The 19,447-nt window shown below is 68.8% G+C and carries 19 protein-coding genes; 6 read left to right on the top strand and 13 right to left on the bottom strand.

Annotated features, from left to right (window positions below):
• Window positions 1–358 precede the first annotated feature (358 nt).
• Window positions 359–856 (top strand): tRNA (cytidine(34)-2'-O)-methyltransferase, encoded by a 498-nt coding sequence (locus tag AC6A67_RS05850; protein WP_498035613.1) that lies wholly within the window; start codon window positions 359–361, stop codon window positions 854–856.
• Between the two features lie 24 nt (window positions 857–880).
• The gene (hemF, locus tag AC6A67_RS05855) at window positions 881–1,825 is read left to right on the top strand and encodes an oxygen-dependent coproporphyrinogen oxidase (RefSeq protein ID WP_498035614.1); all 945 of its coding nucleotides are present in this window, start codon (window positions 881–883) and stop codon (window positions 1,823–1,825) included.
• 106 nt (window positions 1,826–1,931) lie between these two features.
• Here the strand turns inward: hemF and folK are convergent, their stop codons facing one another.
• The 7 genes from folK to AC6A67_RS05890 all read right to left on the bottom strand — a co-directional run bounded on the left by folK (window position 1,932) and on the right by AC6A67_RS05890 (window position 8,190).
• Window positions 1,932–2,465 carry a 2-amino-4-hydroxy-6-hydroxymethyldihydropteridine diphosphokinase gene (folK, locus tag AC6A67_RS05860; RefSeq protein WP_498035615.1) on the bottom strand — a complete coding sequence of 178 codons (534 nt, stop codon included), beginning with the start codon at window positions 2,463–2,465 and terminating at the stop codon, window positions 1,932–1,934.
• 78 nt (window positions 2,466–2,543) lie between these two features.
• Window positions 2,544–3,371, bottom strand: coding sequence for a dihydropteroate synthase (folP, locus tag AC6A67_RS05865; RefSeq protein WP_498035731.1), 828 nt, complete (start codon window positions 3,369–3,371; stop codon window positions 2,544–2,546).
• Between the two features lie 313 nt (window positions 3,372–3,684).
• Complete coding sequence (locus tag AC6A67_RS05870; RefSeq protein ID WP_498035616.1) at window positions 3,685–5,391, bottom strand: adenylate/guanylate cyclase domain-containing protein; 1,707 nt, start codon at window positions 5,389–5,391, stop codon at window positions 3,685–3,687.
• Between the two features lie 124 nt (window positions 5,392–5,515).
• A complete protein-coding gene (locus AC6A67_RS05875; RefSeq protein ID WP_498035617.1) occupies window positions 5,516–5,872 on the bottom strand; it encodes a DUF805 domain-containing protein in 357 nt (118 codons plus the stop codon).
• 154 nt (window positions 5,873–6,026) lie between these two features.
• Window positions 6,027–7,040 carry a hypothetical protein gene (locus tag AC6A67_RS05880; RefSeq protein WP_498035618.1) on the bottom strand — a complete coding sequence of 338 codons (1,014 nt, stop codon included), beginning with the start codon at window positions 7,038–7,040 and terminating at the stop codon, window positions 6,027–6,029.
• Window positions 7,040–7,669 carry a hypothetical protein gene (locus AC6A67_RS05885; protein ID WP_498035619.1) on the bottom strand — a complete coding sequence of 210 codons (630 nt, stop codon included), beginning with the start codon at window positions 7,667–7,669 and terminating at the stop codon, window positions 7,040–7,042. The genes AC6A67_RS05880 and AC6A67_RS05885 overlap by 1 nt, the downstream gene beginning before the upstream one ends.
• Before the next feature lie 257 nt (window positions 7,670–7,926).
• Entirely contained in the window at window positions 7,927–8,190 is a 264-nt protein-coding gene (locus AC6A67_RS05890) for a sulfurtransferase TusA family protein (protein WP_498035620.1), read from the bottom strand.
• A 514-nt stretch (window positions 8,191–8,704) separates the two neighbouring features.
• Here AC6A67_RS05890 and AC6A67_RS05895 point away from each other — a divergent pair.
• The 3 genes from AC6A67_RS05895 (at window position 8,705) to AC6A67_RS05905 (ending at window position 11,874) form a co-directional block, all read left to right on the top strand.
• Entirely contained in the window at window positions 8,705–9,547 is an 843-nt protein-coding gene (locus AC6A67_RS05895; protein WP_498035621.1) for a chorismate mutase, read from the top strand.
• A gap of 252 nt (window positions 9,548–9,799) precedes the next feature.
• A complete protein-coding gene (hisC, locus tag AC6A67_RS05900; RefSeq protein ID WP_498035622.1) occupies window positions 9,800–10,906 on the top strand; it encodes a histidinol-phosphate transaminase in 1,107 nt (368 codons plus the stop codon).
• Window positions 10,903–11,874, top strand: a complete 972-nt coding sequence (locus AC6A67_RS05905; protein WP_498035623.1) for a prephenate/arogenate dehydrogenase family protein — start codon at window positions 10,903–10,905, stop codon at window positions 11,872–11,874. The genes hisC and AC6A67_RS05905 overlap by 4 nt, the downstream gene beginning before the upstream one ends.
• 216 nt (window positions 11,875–12,090) lie before the next feature.
• On the opposite strand, the gene AC6A67_RS05910 is transcribed toward AC6A67_RS05905, so the two are convergent.
• Window positions 12,091–13,218: a DUF2125 domain-containing protein gene (locus AC6A67_RS05910; RefSeq protein WP_498035624.1), complete on the bottom strand. Its 1,128-nt coding sequence runs from the start codon at window positions 13,216–13,218 to the stop codon at window positions 12,091–12,093.
• Between the two features lie 475 nt (window positions 13,219–13,693).
• Here AC6A67_RS05910 and AC6A67_RS05915 point away from each other — a divergent pair, with 475 nt between their 5' ends.
• Complete coding sequence (locus AC6A67_RS05915) at window positions 13,694–14,263, top strand: gamma-glutamylcyclotransferase (RefSeq protein ID WP_498035625.1); 570 nt, start codon at window positions 13,694–13,696, stop codon at window positions 14,261–14,263.
• Window positions 14,264–14,321: 58 nt separating this feature from the next.
• On the opposite strand, the gene AC6A67_RS05920 is transcribed toward AC6A67_RS05915, so the two are convergent.
• From AC6A67_RS05920 to ftsE, 5 genes are all read right to left on the bottom strand, one after another.
• Entirely contained in the window at window positions 14,322–14,897 is a 576-nt protein-coding gene (locus tag AC6A67_RS05920) for a hypothetical protein (protein ID WP_498035626.1), read from the bottom strand.
• A 213-nt stretch (window positions 14,898–15,110) separates the two neighbouring features.
• Window positions 15,111–15,833, bottom strand: coding sequence for a lysophospholipid acyltransferase family protein (locus AC6A67_RS05925; RefSeq protein ID WP_498035627.1), 723 nt, complete (start codon window positions 15,831–15,833; stop codon window positions 15,111–15,113).
• A gap of 284 nt (window positions 15,834–16,117) precedes the next feature.
• Window positions 16,118–16,825: a YdcF family protein gene (locus AC6A67_RS05930; protein WP_498035628.1), complete on the bottom strand. Its 708-nt coding sequence runs from the start codon at window positions 16,823–16,825 to the stop codon at window positions 16,118–16,120.
• Window positions 16,826–17,020: 195 nt separating this feature from the next.
• A complete protein-coding gene (locus AC6A67_RS05935) occupies window positions 17,021–18,001 on the bottom strand; it encodes a cell division protein FtsX (RefSeq protein WP_498035629.1) in 981 nt (326 codons plus the stop codon).
• 135 nt (window positions 18,002–18,136) lie between these two features.
• Window positions 18,137–18,817, bottom strand: a complete 681-nt coding sequence (gene ftsE / locus AC6A67_RS05940; protein WP_498035732.1) for a cell division ATP-binding protein FtsE — start codon at window positions 18,815–18,817, stop codon at window positions 18,137–18,139.
• Window positions 18,818–19,447 lie beyond the last annotated feature (630 nt).

The following is a 19,447-nucleotide window of genomic DNA, read 5'->3' on the forward strand; positions in this document are numbered from 1 at the left end:
GCCTCGCGCCTCCCCTTGGAAGCTCCTCACATGCATGAAAGTGATGGTTCACGCGCTGCCTGAGGGCGTTGCCGGGGCAGGCGGCGCCGCCACAGCCGGGTCAGGCTGCGACGCCGCGCCGCTGCCTCAGGCGGTCGCCGCAACTGGCTTGACGTTGGGGTAAAGCAGGGCTGGCGCGCGGGCCGCCAATCCGCTGACTCACATCAAGTTGGGCTAACGTGTATGGCACGGCGGTCCTGTGGCGCGTCACGGGCCGTTGCCAGCCGCTGGCGCATGAGGTCGCCACCGCCGCGCCTGGGGAAAAATGACGCGCCCCTCGCCGATGGCGGCGAAGGCGCAGGCGGGCTAAACCTGCGCCATGCGCTTAGCCCTGTTCCAGCCGGATATTCCACAGAACACTGGCGCCATTTTGCGCCTCGGGGCCTGTCTTGGCGTCGCCGTCGATATCATCGAGCCCGCCGGCTTCCCGGTGACCGACCGGCATTTCCGGCGTTCAGGGATGGATTATCTCGATCTCGTCACGATCGCGCGACACGACAGCTGGCGCGCCTTCCACAGCGCCCATGCGGCGCGCGGCGGTCGCCTCGTGCTGGCCAGCACCGTGGGCTCGACCCCCCTGCCCGCCTTCACCTTCCGTCCCGACGACACGGTGGTGCTCGGCCGCGAAAGCGCCGGCGCGCCCGATTACGTGCATGCGGCCGCCGACGCGGTTGTGCACATCCCCCTCGCCCCCGGCCTGCGTTCGCTGAATGTGGCGATGGCCGCTGCGATATTCGCCGCCGAGGCGTTGCGCCAGACCGGCGCATGGCCTCAGGCGCAGCCAGCGCCCGCTGCTGGCCCAGCCTCCGCGCCATAACGGCGCTCTATCGGGAGAACCCACGTGACCAATCCTGCAAGCAGCCCTGCAGCCTCCCAGCTGCCTCCTGCGGAGACGCTTGACGGTTACAAGGAGCGGGCCGCGCGCTGGTTCGCGCAACTCCAGGACAAGATCTTCGCCGCCCTTGAGCAGATCGAGGACGAGGCCACGGGGCCGTTTGCGCCCGAGATGGACCCGGACTTGCGCGCCAGGGGCGGCCGCTTCCAGCGCACCCCGTGGACCCGCACCGATCACACCGGCGCCCCGGGCGGCGGCGGCGTCATGGGCATGCTGAAGGGCCGGGTGTTCGAGAAGGCCGGTGTGCATGTCTCGACCGTGCATGGCGAATTCGCCCCGGAGTTTCGTGGCCAGATCCCTGGCACCGACCAGAACGCCCGCTTCTGGGCCGCCGGCCTGTCGCTGATCGTCCACCCATGGAACCCGCAAATTCCCACCGTGCACATGAACACGCGCTTCGTCTGCACCTCAAAGCCATGGTTCGGCGGCGGCGCTGACCTCACGCCCATGCTGGCGGAGCGCCGCAGCCAGGACGACGCTGACGCACAGGCCTTCCACGCCGCCATGGCCCAGGCCTGCGCCGCCCATCCGCACGCCGATTATCCGCGCTACAAGGAGTGGTGCGACGACTATTTCTGGCTGAAGCACCGCAACGAGCCGCGCGGCATCGGCGGCATCTTCTATGACTATGTCTGGAACGATGATTTCGACGCCGACATGGCCTTCACCCAGAGCGTCGGCGAGGCCTTCGTCGACATCTACCCGGCCATCGTCCGCGCCAATCTCGACAAGCCCTGGCGCGAGGATGAGCGCATCGCCCAGCAGACCCAGCGCGGCCGCTATGTCGAGTTCAACCTGCTGTATGATCGCGGCACGGTGTTCGGCCTGAAAACCGGCGGCAATATCGCCTCGATCCTGTCGTCCATGCCGCCGACGGTGCGCTGGCCGTAAGGCGCAAGTCGCAAACTGCTACTCGCTACTCGCAAGCCGCGCCCGCAACTCCGCCAGCGAAGACCCTGTCGCTGGCGCGCTTATCATTGCGCCAGGCCAGAGCCGCCTACCAGGCGCCGTCGAGCCGCTCCAGACCCTGCTGGTCGGCCAAGGCCAGAGCCTCACGGGCCGGCAGCAGCGCCGCGCCGCCGTCCGACGGCGCCAGCGGAACAAACACCGGCAGGTCCGCCGCCAGCTCGCACAGCGGCGCAAGCGCAAAGGCGCGCTCGCCGAGGCGCGGATGCGGCAGGGTCAGCCGGGCGGCGTCCACCCGCACGCCGTCGTAATCCAGCACATCGATATCAATCGGGCGCGGGCCCCAGCGCCGGGCGTCCGGGGCGTCGCGGTCGCGGCCGAGCCGCCGTTCGGTGGCGAGGCAGACGTCGAGCAACGCCTCCGGGGCCAGCGTGGTGCGCAGGGCGACGCAGGCGTTGAGGAATGGCGGCTGGTTGACGTCGCCCCACGGCGGCGTGCGCCACAGCGACGACCGGCCTGTGACTGCGATCTGCGGATGCGCGGCGAGCAGACCCACCGCCTCGCCAAGACGCGCCGCCACATCGCCGACATTGCCGCCAAGTCCGAGATAGGCCGTGGCGCTCATGACCACGCCTGCCGGGCGCACGGCGTGCCGGCGCGGCGTTGAGCTGCCCCCCGCGGGCCTGTCGCTGTCAGGCGCATGTCAGCCCCCCTCCTGCGCCGCGCGCGCCTCGGCGTCGGCCAGTGCGGCGGCCGGGTCCATGACGCCGCGCACCACCCGGAACATGTCCTGGTGCGCCGCCACGTCATGGGCGCGGATAATGTCGGCGCCACAGGCCAGCGCCAGGGTGTGACAGGCCAGGGTGCCAGCCAGCCGGTCCTGCACCGGGCGCCCGGTGAGCAGGCCGATGGTCGATTTGCGTGAGGCGCCGACCAGCACCGGCAGACCGTAATAGCCCTTCAGCTCCGCCACCCGGCGCACCGCGTCCAGATGCTGGGCGCGCGCGGCGCCGAAGCCAAAGCCAATATCGAGCACGATGCGCCCCTCCGAGATGCCCGCCGCCATGGCGATCTTCAGCGAGGCGTCGAAGAAGCGATGGAACAGCTCCATGATGTCGACGTCGGGCTCGACGGTTTCGGCATTGTGCATGATCACCACCGGCGCGCCATGGTCGGCGGCGACGCGGGCGATGTCCGGATCGCGCTGCAGGCCCCAGATATCATTGACGATATCGGCGCCAGCCTCGAGGGCGGCGGCGGCGGTCTGCGCCTTCCAGGTGTCGATGGAGATGGCGACCTCCCGGCCCGCCTGACGCAACGCCTGGCGCGCCGCGCGAATGGCCGGGGTCACCCGGGTGATCTCTTCTGGCGCCGGCGTCTCGGCGTAACCTGGGCGGGTGGATTCGCCGCCAATATCAATGATGTGCGCGCCTTCATCCGCCATGGCGACCGCATGCGCCGCCGCACGCTCAGGGGCGTTGAACTGACCGCCGTCGGAGAAGGAATCCGGCGTGACATTGAGCACGCCCATCAGCAGCGGCCCTGGCGGCAGCCCATCGACCGGACGTGGGCCGAGCGCCCCAGAGGCGGCGCGATGGCGCCCGGCGCGGCGGGAGGATGCAGAGGGGGCGGATGCGGAAGGGGCGGATGCGGAAGGGGCGGATGCGGAAGGGGCGGATGACGGTGAGTTGCTCATGACGCGGCGTTTGCTCCGAAAGCGCCCCACTGTCCAGTGGCCGCGACCCCGATGGCCGACGAACAGGGCCGGGCATCCAGGGCCCCGCCGCCATTCAACCTTGCCTGCCTGCGCCCGATCACACGGGGCGCGCGGCGCCTTATGTGGTTCAGGGCGCGCTTCTGGCCTGGCGCAGCTGCGCCGCCCGGTGCAGCGTCAGATCGCGGGCGCGTTGCAGCAGCGCCACATCGACGGGCTCGGCGACGCCCTTGACCTCGAAGGCGGCGACGCGCGCCTCTGGCCCGTCGAGGTCGACGCCAGCCGCCGCCGCCAGGGTGGCCGAGAACGCCAGCTGCACATTCTCCTGTTTGGCGATGGTCTCGATCCGGCTGGCGACATTCACCGTGGGGCCGATCACGGTTACGGCGGCGCTGTCACGCCAGCCGATGCGGCCCACCACCAACGGCCCGAAATGCACGCCCATGGCGAGGCGCAGCGGCTCGGTCAGCTCATCGGCCAGATCGGTGTTGAGCTGGTCGAGGGCCAGATCGATCTCACGCGCCGCCGCCAGAGCGTTGCGGGCGGCGTCGCGCCCGTCGAACAGCGCCAGCAGGCCATCGCCCATATATTTGTCGATGCGCCCGCCGGACTGCTCGATCGCCAGCCCCAAGGTTCCGAAGACGCGATTGAGCACGAACACCGTGTCATAGGGCAGCCGGGTCTCGCTCATGCGGGTAAAGCCCCGGATGTCGGCGAACAGCACGGCGAACACCCGCTCGACGCCCGCCGCATCCTGGGGGGCGCCGATATGGCCCATGGCGCCGCGTTGAGGGGCCAGCAGCCGCAGCACGGTGAGCGCGCCGCGGGGCCGCGCCTGGCAGGCGAGGCGGACATCGGCGTCGGCGCCGATCGCCCGCAGGGTGGCGAGCTCGGTTTCATCCGGCGGCGACAGCTCATGCATGCCCTGGATAATGCGCACACGGCATGTGGAGCAGCGGGCGCGGCCGCCGCACACCGAATGGTGCGGCACGCCATTGGCCCGGCTGATTTCCAGAATGGTGGCGCCACGCCGCGTCTGCACGCTGGGGCCGGCGAGATATTGCACGGTGATGGTTTTGCGGGTCAGCCGGGCGGCGAGCAGCCGGCCCGCGTATATGGCCACGGCCACGGCCAAAAGGGCGTAAAACCAGCGGCGCGCCGCCTCGCGCCAGTCGCCGAGCCGCGTCTCCGCGGCGGCGTCAGGCCAGTTGCTGGCGCTGCGCAAGGCGTCGCGGGCAGCGGGATGAACCAGGGCCTCGGCGGCGTCGCGACCCTCGGCGACAAAGCCGGCCAGCGCCAGCGCCGGGACCAGCACCGCCAGCGACAGCAGCATGGGCGACCAGCGTTCGTACCAGCCCTCCTGACGCAGCCACATGTGCAGGCCGAGGCAGCCATGCAGCCATACCAGCAGCAGCAGCGCCGACTGGTTGACGGCTGCGCCAGGCCACAGCCGCGCCAGCTCATAAGCGTAGGTGTCATTGACGCCATAGATGCTGGAGGCGACGCGGGTGTTGACGATATGCGGCAGCAGCAAAAATGGAATGGCGACGCCAGACAGCAATTGCGCCCATTCCCAGGGGCGCAGGCGAAAGCCGCTGCGGGTGGCGATGCGGGCCAGCGCCAGCGCCACATGGGTCAGCAGCGCCAGCCCGAGCACCGCCCCGCCGATATTGGAGCGGGTGATGGCGGTGCGCCACAACCGCGCCGCCTCCATGGCCTCAAGGCTGATCAGCCCAAGCGCGGTGTTGAGAAAATGCGTCGCGGCGAAGAGAAACAGCACCATGCCCGACGCCAGCCGCAGCTTCTGGGTCGGTGAGCCGAGCAACAGGCTGTTCATCTCACGTCCTCCAGCCAGCGCTTGCCATGGTGATCAGCGCGCCCCCGGGGGGCGGCCATCGCTTTTGTTTGAAAGGCCTGCGCCCGGCCAGGGCCTCAGGTCAGGAACGAGGAGACATGTCGCTTCAGACGCCCGTGGCTGCAGCGTCCGGGCCTGGGTCTGGCTGCGACGGCTGCACGAACCAGTAAAGCAGCACCAGCGAGCCGATCACCGTGAGCGCCAGCAGCTGCCACCAGCCGGTGCGGCCGATGTCATGCAGCCGGCGCGCGCCCACGGCCAGCGACGGCAGCACGAGGCCGAGGGTGGCGATGGCGCTCATCACCCCATCCGCCGTGCTCCAGATCGCCTGGTCCACCACCTGGGCGAGCACCCCCACCGTGAAGGTGAACAGCGTGAACCACCAGAATTCGCTGCGTGTCGCGCGGCCATGGAAGGTGGCGTATTTCGACAGGCAGGTTGAGACCGCGTCAGCAAAATTCATAGTGCCCCCCAGACAGGCGCCGTAGCCCATGCGCCATCAGGCCATCAGGCTGTCCGGCGCGCCACACACGCAAACGAACCTGCGGCCGAATCAATCATCGGCGCCGCCCGGCGCCAGCGGATTCTAGAACATACTCAGCCCTGGCTGAACCGGATCATGGCCGCGGGCCGCCGCGCAAGCGCGCAAGTCCGTGCAGTGCGGCGAAGCGCCAGCGCCGCGGCGGCGCCTGGACCGGCGCCGGAAAGCGCAGCTCCGAAAAAGCCGGACCGGTCGTGGCCGGCGGGCTCCAGACCAGCGCGCCGCCCAGCGCCCGCGCCACGCGTCCGGCGACGCGCTCGCTCATCAGCCGATGCGCCTGCGTCGACCACGAGGGCGGCTGGCCGCGAAGCCAGCGCACGCCCAGCACCGCCTCGCCTCCGTCGATCTGCAGGCTGACCTGCAAGGGCCCTGCCTCCGCCGCGTGCTCGCGCAAGGCGAGGAACAGCAGGTCGGCCAGCACCAGGCAGACGCGGGTAAAATCCTCATGATCGATCGCCATGGGCGCGATGCTGATGGCGCCGCTCAGATCATGGCGGCGCTCGACCCGCACCAGCTCCTGGCACAGGGCGGTCATCACGCCTGTCAGGTCGACGCCGTCGCGGGCCACCCTGCGGCGCAGCAGATCCTCGACCCGGGCGGCCATCATCAGCCGCTCGCGCGCCACATGGGTGGCCTGCTCCAGTTCGGCGCCTTCGATCATTCGCATCAGCGTTGCGGCGGTGCGCGCATTGCGGCTGAGCCAGCGGCTGAGCGCCCCCGACAGCGCCAGCTCGTGCTCGGCCTGGATTTCCTTGCGGGCGTTGCTGCGCCCCTTGCGGTTGAGCAGCCAGTAGATCACCCCGCCCGAGATGGCGAAGCCCGCCAGAAACAGCAGACCATTGGCGGAAAAGCCCAGGGTGAAATCCAGCGGCGGCTCACGGATCATCAGCCCGGCGATGACGACGGCGACCAGCAGCACCACCGCGCCGGCCGCAGCCCCTGCCGTGGCGGTGGCGACGGCGATGGCCGGGAAATACGCCAGCAGCGGCAGGCCCACGATGGCCGAGCGCAACGGCAGCACAAAGCCCAGCGGCAGGATGATGCAGGCAAGGGCGATCAGCGCCTGGCGACGGGGATCGGCGACGTCCATCAGCGCTCCCAGGCGGCTGGCGGAGGCTCGCCGCCATCGAGCAGCCCCAGCAATTGCTGCGCCAGCGCCAGCGCCGTCGCCCGATCCAGCGCCACATACACGGGGTCGAGGCTGTCGAAGCGCGGATCGAAACGCAGATGCAGCGCGCCGTCGGCGCCGGCGCCGCTCACCGTGGCCGCCGCCATGTCGATGGTGACGCGCAGGCCGCCGCGCGGCGCTGTGGAAGCGGCCGGGGCGGGAAAAGCAGGGGCAGCCGCTGCCGTCAGCTCAAGCTGGGCGGCGCGTTGCAAGGCGGCGAGGTCGAAATCCGGCGCGACAAACGCCGGGGGCGTGGCCGGTGGCGGCGCGGTGGCGCAAAATGGATCGCCGCCGCAGAAGCTGTCATCAGCCGCGCCAGAAACCGGCGCCAGCCATGCCTGGAGATCCGCATCAAGGCTGAGATCAGGCCCGCTGATGGTGAAATCGCTGTCCGTCTGCCGCAGCGGCTGGCTGGCCACTGGCGCGACGGCGCCGACCCGCGCCAGCGCCTCGACCGGATCGACCGGCGCTGCTGTGGGTCTGCGCGCGCTTTCCTCAGCGCCAGCGGCGGCGCCAAACGTCTGCACTGTTGGGGACAGGGTGACGCGCATTGCGGAACTCCTCGGCGCAGCGCCAGAAATTCCACCACACCATCTCCACACTTACGCCAAAGTTTGCCGCACGTCTGCAAGGCTTGCCGCGACATTCACGACTATGCGCCCTGCACTGACGTAATGGCAGTTGAGGCATCTGGCCCGACAGCGTGCGCGATATCCTGACTGCCGCAACGGGGCGACCGCACCGCGGCGCCACGCCGCCGGTCTGGCGCGCGATGGGCGCGCAACCGCACGCGCTGGCGCCCGGGCGTTCAGTCCTGGCCGACGCCCACCATGGCCGCTGTTCCACGGATAATCTCGAAGGTCAGCAGCGGCCCCTGGCGCAGCATGGCCGCCAGTTCACAGCCGTTCTCATGGGCCATGTGTGGGATATCGATGGCCGCCATCGGATCGGTGCAGCGCACGCGCAGCCGTGCGCCTGGCGGCATGGAGGCCAGCGCCCGACGCGTGTGCAGCACTGGCAACGGGCATTTCAGTCCCCTCAAATCCAGTTCTTGCGCGTCTGCCGCCGTCATCGCCCCTCTCCATCCTGTCCGTGACAAGCCCAAGGTCACCCGTCGCGCCATACTGCGCGCCCAATTTGTGTGCCGCCTCTTGTGCGTCCCCCCAATCTGCGGCGGCCATGTGCTCAGCTTCCGTTCGCGCCATGGTTCGCGCATCTGTCGCACCGCGACCGTAGCCGGGCTGGCGGCGACTGATGTGGGGGCGCCATGCTCCGGGCGACTCCCCTGGGGGGGTGAATATGTTAACCAGGGCGGGGCCGTCAAAGCGCATCTGCGCAAAAACCGCCGGCGCCGGGCGCATCGACACTTGACGGGCGCCGCAGGTCCGGAACTAGTGAGGCGCATTCGCCCGGCGACCACCGCGCGGCGGCCCGCGCCTGCGCGGCGCGGCCAGGCGGAGCGCCGTCGCGCCGACGCCCTGCATGGTTTGCCGCCGCAGCCCGGGCGCAACCGGCGCCCTATTCATAACCAGCGTCGCCCATTGGAAGGCGACGCCGGGCAGGAAGCATCGCCAGGAACCCGCAGAATGTCGCAGCCGATCAGTCCGGAAGCCGCCGCCCGCCTCGCCGCCTTGCGTGGCGAGATCGACCGCATTGACGCCGACATGCACGCCGCGCTGATCGCGCGCAGCCAGATCATCGACGAGCTGATCACCGTCAAGAGCACCCAGGCGTCTGGATCCGCCTTCCGCCCCGGCCGTGAGGCCTCCATGATGCGGGCCATCGCCGAGCGCCACACCGGCTCGCTGCCGCTCGACACCGCCGAGGGCATCTGGCGGGTGATCATCGCCACCTTCACCTGGCTGCAGGCGCCGTTCAGCGTGCATGCCGACACCAGTGCGGGCGATGGACCGATGCGGGACAGCGCCCGTTTTCATTTCGGCTTCACCGTGCCCTACGTCCCGCATGGCAGCGCCGCCGAGGTGATCGCGGCGGTGGCCGGCTCGGCTGGCGACCTGGGCATTTTCCGCGCCGATGGCGGCGCGGCCTCGCTGCCGTGGTGGGAATCACTCACCGGCGAGGCGACGCCGAAGATCATCGCCCGGCTGCCGTTCATCGAGCGCCCCGACCATCCGGCGGGCACGCCGGTCTATGTGGTGTCGCGTCCGCTGGCGGACGCCGCCGTGCGCGAGACCATCCTCTACGCCGCCCGGGTTGAGCGCTGGCGCGACGACGCCGGCGCCGCCATCGCCGCCCTTGGCGCCGAGGTGATCGGCAGCGCCGCAGCGCCCCAGGGCCTGTCGCTGCTGCTGGCCGCTCCTGGCGATCTCGCCGCCGCGCGGCTCGCCGAGGCGCTACCGGCCCCGGTCAGCAGCCAGCCGCAATTGACCGAGGTCGGCAGTCACGCCAGCCGCTTCCGCATCGGCTAGAGCACTTCCGATCGTCCGGATCGGCTCATGCCCCGCTTTCCATGCAGGGAGCAAATTCCCGTCGATCAAACGATTCTGTTTGATCGCAGAGCGCTCCAGGGCGCGCGCCTGACCTGGACCGCCTGCCTGGCGTCCGCGCATGGCGGCGCTGGCGCGATCCACGCCGATTTCGCGCGGTCGCGGCAAAAAACGCAGGTTCCGTCGCGCGCAAACTGGGTTAAAGCTGCGCGCGTCCAATTGGAGTTCACGCTGATGGCCAATGCAGAGGCCCGCCCTACCCCGCGTCCCGGGGTGCTTTCCATCGCCCCTTACGTGCCAGGCCGCAGCGAAGCGCCTGGCGTCGCCAAGGTGTACAAGCTGTCGTCCAATGAGACGCCGCTGGGTCCGAGCCCGCGCGCCATTGAGGCGTATCGCAACGCGGCGGATCATCTGGAAGCCTATCCGGATGGGGCGGCGACCAAATTGCGCGCCGCCATCGGCGCCCGTTATGGCCTCGATCCCAACCGCATCATCTGCGGCGCCGGCTCGGACGAGCTGCTGAACCTGATCGCCCACACCTATATCGGCCCCGGCGATGAGGGCCTGTTCTGCGCCCATGGCTTCCTTGTCTACAAGATCGCCATCACCGCCGCCGGCGGCGTGCCCGTGGTGGCGCCGGAGACGCATTACACCACCGACGTCGACGCTTTGCTGGCCGCCGTCACCGCGCGGACCAAAGTGGTGTTCGTCGCCAATCCGAACAATCCGACCGGCACCTATATTTCGCACGCGGAGATGTCGCGCCTGCGCGCCGGCCTGCCGCCGCATGTGCTGCTGGTGATCGACGCGGCCTATACCGAATATGTCCGTGCCAATGATTACAGCTCGGGCCTCGAGATGGCCGCCAGTCTTCCCAACGTGCTGATGACCCGCACCTTCTCGAAGATCCATGGCCTCGCCGCGCTGCGCATTGGCTGGGCGTTTGGCCCTGCGGAGGTGATCGACGCGCTCAACCGCGTGCGCGGTCCGTTCAATGTCAGCGCGCCGGCCATCGCCGCAGGCGTCGCGGCCATGGAGGATCTGGAGCACGAGCAGAAGGCCGCCGCCCATAACCAGACATGGCTGGCCTTTGTCACAGAGGAACTGCGCGCCCTGGGTCTTGAGGTGACGCCCAGCGTCGGCAATTTCGTGCTGATCCATTTCCCCGACGCCCCAGGCAAGACCGCCCGCGACGCCGACGAATTCCTGGTGAAACGCGGCCTCGTGCTGCGCGCCGTCGGCTCTTATGGCCTGCCCAACGCCCTGCGCATGACCATTGGCTCGGAAGAAGCCAACCGGCTCACCGTGGCGGCGCTGCGGGACTTCCTGGCCCAGGCATGAGCGCGCAGCTGACTGCGAGCCCGACGACAGGCGCCCAGCCTGTCGTCGCAAGGCTGGCCATTATCGGCATCGGCCTGATTGGCTCCTCGATCGCCCGGGCGGCGCGGCAATATGAGCTCGCCGGCTCCATCGCCATCGCCGACGCCAATCCGGAGGCCGTGGCCACCGCGCAACGGCTGGGGCTGGGCGATGTCTGCGTCGCCGATCCGGCGGTGGCGGCGGCTGACGCTGATCTGGTAATCCTGTGCGTGCCTGTCGGCGCCATGGCCGCCGTGGGCGCCGCCATGGCCGGGGGGCTGAAGCCTGGGGCCATCGTCTCCGACGTTGGTTCGGTCAAGGGCAGCGTCGTGGCGCAGCTGGCGCCCACCCTGCCCGCAGGCGTGCGCCTCGTTCCGGCCCATCCGGTGGCCGGCACCGAGAACTCCGGCCCTGAGGCTGGCTTCGCCACGCTGTTCCACAACCGCTGGTGCATCGTGACGCCGCCCGACGACGCCGATGGCGCGGCGGTGCAGACCGTCGCCGACTTCTGGTCGGGCATGGGCGCCAATGTCGAGACGATGAGCCCGGAGCGGCACGATCTGGTGCTGGCGGTGACCAGCCACCTGCCGCACCTCATCGCCTATAATATCGTTGGCACAGCGGCTGATCTGGAGCAGGTGACGCAGCAGGAAGTCATCAAATTCTCGGCCGGCGGCTTCCGCGACTTTACCCGCATCGCCGCCTCTGACCCGACAATGTGGCGCGACATTTTCCTGAACAACAAGGATGCTGTTCTGGAGATGATCGGCCGCTTCAATGAGGATCTGGCGGCGCTGGCCCGGGCCATCCGCTGGGGCGATGGCGACGCGCTGTTCGAGCTGTTTTCGCGGACCCGCGACATCCGCCGCAGCATTATCGACAGCGGCCAGGAGACCGCAGCGCCCGACTTCGGCCGGCGGCACGAGCCTGAAGAGGGCGCAGACGACTGATACCAGAACCCGATGAGCATGACTCATCGGGTTCTGCCCAAGCCCGTGCGGCGCCTGAGCATTTAAGGATGCGGATGCGTCAGCATCTTCGCATCCTGGTATGACCGGCGCCCCATCGCTGTATGCGCCAATGCAACAAAGCCCGGCAGGCGACTGTCGGGCTTTTGCGTGGGAGATGGGCCAGCGCCACGGGGACGCCAGCCAGAGCAGTCTGGGTCAGTACAGCGGCGGCAGGCGCAGCACCGGGAACGGGCCGACCATCAGCTGGCCATTGGCCAGCACCAGCGGCGGCAGGGCCATCAGGCGCGGGCCAGTCTGGCCATCGGGCCCTGTCTGGGCGCCCTGGGCGGCATCCGCGCCGCTGCGGTTCTGGCCGCCCAACATGGCGAGGCCGCCGGCCAGCAGGCCGCCGACGCCGCCAGTGCGACGCCCGGTGATACGCGCCAGCAATTCAGACACACCCGCCGCCTGCACCTCAAGCTGACCGGCGGGACGACGCTGATTGTCGACGCCGAGCTTGCCGCGCGCCTCAATGATCTGCGCCCCGCGCGTCAGCTTGAGCAAGGCCACCCGCAGCTGGCCGCCAGCGTCGCGCCAGGCGTCGAGCTGGGCTGGCCCCGCGCCACGGCGGAATAACAGCGCATGATTGAGCCACCCCTGGAACTCGACGGTCAGGCTGTCCTGATTGCCAAAGAACGCGTCAATGACCGGCGAGGTCAACCGCGACAGATGCGAGGCCACGTCCCACAGATCCTCCGCTGCGGGCGCTGAGGGGTCAGGCCGCACATGCATTTCCCAGGCGTCGGCCTGGCCAAGCACCTGTTCGCCGCCCGTGGCGTCGATGACGGTGATCACTGGCCGCTTCATCATCACCGACAGGCGCGAGAACGCCTCGGAAGTGCGGCGCACGCTCATCGACAGGCCGGTCCAGCCGACGCGCAGCATCTCGCCGCCATCACCGCGCCGCACCGTCACCGGGCCAACAAAGTTCAGCGCCACCAGATTAGGATCATAGATCTGCGCCACGGCCTGCAGGCCAGCCATCTCGCCGGAGACGCGCTGGCCATCGACAACGCCGGTAAAGGTCGGCCTGTTACAGCTGATCTCAAAGCGCAGCGGGAAACCGGCGATGGCGCGTTCGGGGCACGACCATTGCCGGCCCTGCGCCGCCTCGCCGGCCATCCAGTCGTCCATCGCCGTCTCGACGCGGTCGCGGGCCACGAACCAGAAGATGCCAATGCCAATGGCGATCAGCAACAGCAGGATATAGGGGAGGAACAGCCCGAGCCGCGAGCGGCGCTTCCTGCTGCCTGGCGGGTTCGCCGGTTCTGCTGCTTCGTTCACGCCATGCTCCTCTCGCGCCTCTGGGTCGCGCCCACCAAATCATCTGCGGCCCGGGATTTCCAGTCACCGCTTGCGCCTGCCGCCATTGCGTGACACCTGCTGGCGCACGTGTCGCAGTCGGCATGGTTGGTACGGCTGCGATGATCCGCTTTTCGACCGCCGTGCGGCTTGCGTTGCGGATCGCAGCACGGGCCTGACCGCTCTGGCACAAACGTTTGGCGCAATAACGGCGCGAACGGGCCACGCCGACAGGCGCATGCTGGCGGCGGCGCATGAACTGGCGCGCGGCCTCCGCCATCGTTTTGGCCAGAAAGCTGGTGTAGCTGGCGGCGCGCAAGGGTTAAGGCGCATGTGGGCTCTGGCGTGTGTGGTCACGGCCCGCATCCCAGCGCTGCCTGCGGCGCCTCACACCGGACGTTACGCGTCACGCCTGCCGTGGAGGGCGTCGCGCGAGGTCCGCCAATCGGAGCAACACATGACGGGTGAAGCGTCGGGCGATCTGTGGGTGTTTGGCTACGGCTCGCTGATGTGGCGGCCTGGCTTTGACTTTGTTGAGCGACGCGCCGGACTGGTGCGCGGCTATCACCGCTCGCTATGCGTCTATTCCTTCCACCATCGTGGCACGCCGCAGGCCCCTGGGCTGGTGATGGGGCTGGATCGCGGCGGCTCCTGCCGCGGCGCGGCGTTCCGCACCTCGGCGGCGCAGCGCGACGACACCATCGCTTATCTGCGCGAGCGCGAGCAGGTGACGTCGGTGTATCTGGAGCGCTACGCCCAGACCGTGCTCGATGACGGCCAGACCGTGCAGGCGCTGGTCTATGTGGTCAACCGCCAGCACGAACAATACGCCGGCCGCCTCGATGTGTCTCACGTCGTTGATATCGTGCGGCGCAGCAAGGGCGTCTCTGGCTACAATCCGGACTATGTGCGCAACACCCAGCAGCATCTGGCGGAGATGGGCGTGCGCGATCCGTGGCTGGAGGACGTGGTGCGCCGCCTCGACGCCGACGCCGTGACCGAATACGCGGCAGACGCCAGCGTCTGACAGGGCGTGACTGATGCTGTTCGGTCAAACGGCGGCAAGGGGCGGGCCCCTGTCAGGCTCAGGCGACCAGATCGCTCAGCATGCGCTGGCGGGCCTGGCGGTCATGCGCCAGCAAATGCACGTGCAGCTCCGTCGCGCCGGCGCCACGCATGGCGTTGATCCAGCGATGCAACGCCGCTGTGGTCGCCTCGCCGCTGTCGCAGCCATCAATCAGCGTCGGCGCGCCGGCGCCATTGCGCCGCACCGCCAGCAGCAGGGCGCTGTCGTAATCCAACGCCAGGTCGGCCTCGTCGAGCGCGTGAATGGTGACGATGTAGCGCCGGCCAGAGCGGCCGAACCAGGCGCGGAAATGCTCTGACAGGCCCTCTCCCTCCAGCGCCAGAAAGCCCTCATGCGGCGCGGGCTGCGCCGCCTTGGGCACGGGCTTCCGGATCGCCTTCGGTTCGGTCGTCTGTGTCGCCTGAATGGCGCGGCCAGCTGTCGACCAGGGCGCGGCGGCCGGGGCAGACCCTGGCGAGGATAACCCACGCACGGCGCAAGGCTGGGGCGCGCTGCTGGCGAGGCGTGAACGCCCCTGCGCCGGCGTACCGGCCCTGAACTGAAATCGTCCCGGAAATGCGATCACGGAGGCCATGACGCCCTCCCCGCCAACATAGTTAATCTGGAACGAAAAGAGAACAAATTTGACGGCAGGTCAATGATTGTCGTCAGAACGCCTGCTTCACATTATTTTATATAATAAGTTCAATAGATTACGACATATCGCAGCGCCATCCGGGAGCGGGGCGTCGGCCCGGAATACGGCGACGCCGACGCAAGAACTGACGCCGAATCATCGCTTTTGGCCTCAACGCCGACGGCGGCCCTCGTGCAGCAAGGCGTTGCTCGGCGGCTCGATCGCCGCGATCAGCGCCGGGATCACGGCGCGGCGGTCGAGATCGGCGGGCAGCAGCGGCAGCACCTCGATGACGGCGACGCCTGGGTTGAAGGCGAGGCTGCGGCGCGGCCAGAACAGGCCGGTGTTAAGCGCCACCGGCAGGCACGGCGCGCCGAGCTGCCGGTACATCTGCACGACGCCTGGCTTGTAATCCGGCGCGGCGCCTGGGGCGGTGCGGGTGCCTTCGGGGAAGATGATGATCTGCGAGCCGGCGTCCACCGCGGCTTTCGCCTCATGCATCATCGCCCGCAGCGCCGAGGCGCCGGCGGCGCGGTCAACGCCAATATGGCCCATGCGGGTGATGTACCAGCCAAACAGCGGGATGCGCGTCAGCGATTTCTTCAGGATAAACACCGGGCGCTCAAACACCAGCAACAGCGCCAGCGTCTCCAGCGCCGACTGATGCTTGGCGGCGACCAGCAGCGGGCCCCGCGGCACGGTGCCGGTGTTGCGGAACTCCACGCGGACGCCAGCGGTGAGCCGCAGCAGCCACAGGGTGCAGCGCACCCAGGCGCGGATCACCTTCATGAATACATCGCGGCCCATCAGGGCGAACGGCAGCACGGCCACGGTCCAGATGGCGGTGTTGAGATAGAAGGCGACGAGAAAGGCGATGGCGCGCAGCTTGGGCATGTGGCGGCGGGGCTCCCTGTTACGCCGCCCAGGCGGACGTGCGGCTGGCGCCGCGGTGACGACGCGACCGCAACTTGCCTGCGCAGATGGCGTGAGCAGCGGCTTTCCATGTCAGCCGCCGTCCGTCAACCGCCGCGCGCGTCGCCGCCCCTGGTCATCAGCCACAACGGCCGTCAGCCGGACGCACGACGCCTTGGCGCAAGGTGACGCCATCACCGCAATGGCCGAACATGACGGAGCGCCCACGCGGTTGCGCCAGGCCTGCGACGCCTGCGGAAGACTGGTTAGCGAAGGAAGGTGTTCTGCAACAGCGGCTTGCGGCCGCCGGCCATCAGACGCATCGGCGCGAACTCAGGGTCGCTCTCAATGCTGGTGCGCACGAGGGCCACGAGATATTTGCCGTATTCCATCAGCAGCATGCGGGCTGAGGCAGGGCTGCGCCACCAGGCGTCCGGATCAATTGAGCCATTGACCACTGCGTGCGGCGTCAGCTCGTAATCCTGCAGGATGCTGCGCAGTTCCACGAGGGCGCGCGGCATGTGGTAATTGCTGGTGACGACGATCAGGCTGCGCATGTCGTGCTCGCGCGCCCAGCGCCGCGTTTCAATGGCGTTGCCAATGGTGTTGCGCGCCAGATAGCCCAGATCGATGCAGCAGTTGAACAGCTTGGCCGCTTCGGGATTGTTCAGCGCCAGCTGGGCGCGTGTCGTCTTCTCATAGACGCCGGAAACCAGCAGGCGCCGGGCGTGCCCCGCCGCCAGCAGCGACATGGCGCCGTCAACGCGCTGGGCGCCCCCGGTCAGCACCACAATGCCGTCGGCCGGAGCCAGCAAGGGCTCGCCAGAGCGTGGCACCGCCGCCAGAAAAAAGAAAAAGCCGACGATGATCCCGACCACGCCAAGCGTGAAGGCAAGCGCCCCCACGCGGGCGGCGAGGCGTGCGCCAGTCCGGACAGCCTGGCGCAACCGCCGGGCCGCCGCATCGACCGCCATGGGCGACCGCAGACGGAAACGGCTTGCCGGCCACCCCCCATCCAACGTCGCGCCTGCTGTCCATCGCATCAGCATCATCACGAAGCCATTATGCCCCAGAATGCGGCATCGTGAAGGCAGATTGGTTAATATGTTGTTAACAATCACATTTTCCGGTCAAGCGCTTGTCACTTCAACCGCGTGACGCCGCGAAAATCACTCAAGCTCACGCAAGTGACGGCTGACGGTGACGCGTGACATGACGGCCGTCACGGCGGCGACGATGACCGCAATCGCCAGCACAGCTGCGTAACCCTGCCAGCCGATGTCGAAGGCGCCGAACAGCGCCTCAAGCTGCTCGCCCCCGGGCCCGGACCGCCAGACACCGGCGGCAACACCCAGCGCGGCCACCAGGGCCAGCGCCACGACGCCGCCAACCAGGCCGCCGCGTAGCCCAAGCCACAGGAAGCGCGACTGGAACTGGCGGGCGATGTAGCGGTCATTGGCGCCGACGAAGTGCAGCACCTCAACGATCTCGCGATTGCCATCCATGGCCCCGCGCGTGGCGAAAGCCACGGCCAGCGCCGCCGCCACCAGCACCAGCACGACGATCAGCGCGCCGATAATCACCATGGTGTTCGACATGGCCGCCAGCCGCGACACCCAGGCGCGATGATCATCGAGCGAGGCGGTGGGCACCTCCTCCAGCGCCTTGCGCAGGGCTGGTATGTCCGGCTTGGCGTTACTGGCGAGGCGCAGCACCATCAGCCGCGGCACCGGCAGTTCGGCAAAACCGAGCGAGCCGCCCAGCCACGGCTCGAGCAGCCGTTCCGCGTCGCGACGGGAGAACACCCGCACCTCGGCGACGCCCGGCGCGGCGCGGGCGATGGCCGCCGCCTTGTCGACATCCGCCTCAATATTGCGTTGGGCGACCGGGCGCACCTGGACGGTCATCTCGCGCGCCACATCCGTCTGCCAGTCGGCTGAGGCCCGCGCCATCAGCACGGCGGCGCAGGCGGTCAGCGCCGCCAGAAAGGTCAGAATGGCGATGACGATCACCAGCGCCCGCCCGGCGATCGAGCCAGAGGGCACCAGCGGCTGGCCGCGGCTGAGCGCCATCTGCCCGGCCTCAGGCGCCGTTGCGGCGGGCTTCGCCGGCGGCGGATTGCGAAGCGAAGTCGAACGCTTGTCGCTCATTGCAGGTCCATGGCGCCAGAGAGGTGACGTCGCGCCCGGGCGACAGACGCGCGGCGCGAGGAAGCTGAGGCCGGGGACGCGCAATGGGGCAGAAGCGCCCCTGCGCCGGCCACGGTCGTGGAGAAGGCTGCGCGCTCAGTCATAGATGTGCAGCCGCCCTTCCCCCAGCACGAGCCGGCGCGCGTCGACCTGGTCCATCAATTGCAGGTCGTGGGTGGCGATCAGCACCGAGGTGCCCAGCCGGTTGAGTTCAATGAACAGGCGCAGCAGCCGGCGCGCGAGGCCGGGATCGACATTGCCGGTCGGCTCGTCGGCCAGCAGCATCTCCGGGCGCCCGATCAGCGCCCGGGCGATGGCGGCGCGCTGCTTCTCACCGCCCGACAGCACCGGCGGCAGCACATGCATGCGCTCGCCCAGCCCGACCCAGCGCAGCAATTCCACCACCTCATTGCGGTAGGAGGATTCGTCCTTGCCCTGCACGCGCAGCGGCAGCGCCACATTCTCATAGGTGGTGAGATGGTCGAGCAGGCGGAAATCCTGGAACACCACGCCCATGCGCCGGCGCAGGCCGCTGAGGGCGTCGCCATTGATATGCGACACATCCTCGCCGAACACGCTGATGAAGCCACGCGTCGGCTTCAGCGCCAGCAGGATCAGCCGCATCAGCGTGGTCTTGCCGGCTCCCGATGGGCCGGTAAGGAATTGGAACGAGCCTGGTTCGATGGAAAACGTCAGGTCGCGCAGCACCTCCGGCCCCATGCCGTAGCGCAGCCCGACATTCTCAAAATGCACCACCGCCGGACGGCGCGCCGCCATGCGCGCGTCCACCGGGGCGGCTGTCGTGTCGGCGATCCTGCCATTGGGCGTCTGCTGGTTCGCCTGCCGTGGGTCGGGACGGTTCATGCAGATTCCAGGGTAAGACCAGGGATGGGCGCAGGCGCGACGCGCCGCAAGTTGCGCACGAGTCTGACGGCATCGGCGCCTGCGCGCAAGCGGCCCGCCGCGCGGCGAAAGCCCGCCACGAACCGCAGCCCGGAGGCTGACATGAAGGGGGACGCCAGGGGGTCGCACGCCACAGGCCAGGCTCCTTGCGCAAGGGTTCTTGCCGAAGGGTTTCAGGTTGCGACCGCATACAGCCGCCAACAGGGAGGCGCGCACGCCCGCGCTGGCGACATGCGCCTACAGCAACGTCAGATGGCGCGAGCAGCCGCCCGGCTGGGCATCCGCACAAACCTCACACGCGCCATGAATCGCTGGCTTGCCGGACGCCGGAGCGCCCTGCGTCGCCACAGGCACAAGGAATGTGGTGAGAATGGGGAAATGTCCAGCGTATCTGGCGCCGCCGCCGCTTTCCACACGGTGGCCCCACAGGCGCCGCAGGGCTTTTCAGGCGTGTCTGGCCGGGGCTGGGACGTGCAGGGTGCGCGTTAGCGGCGGCGCGACACG

Source organism: Camelimonas sp. FR25 (assembly GCF_059740505.1).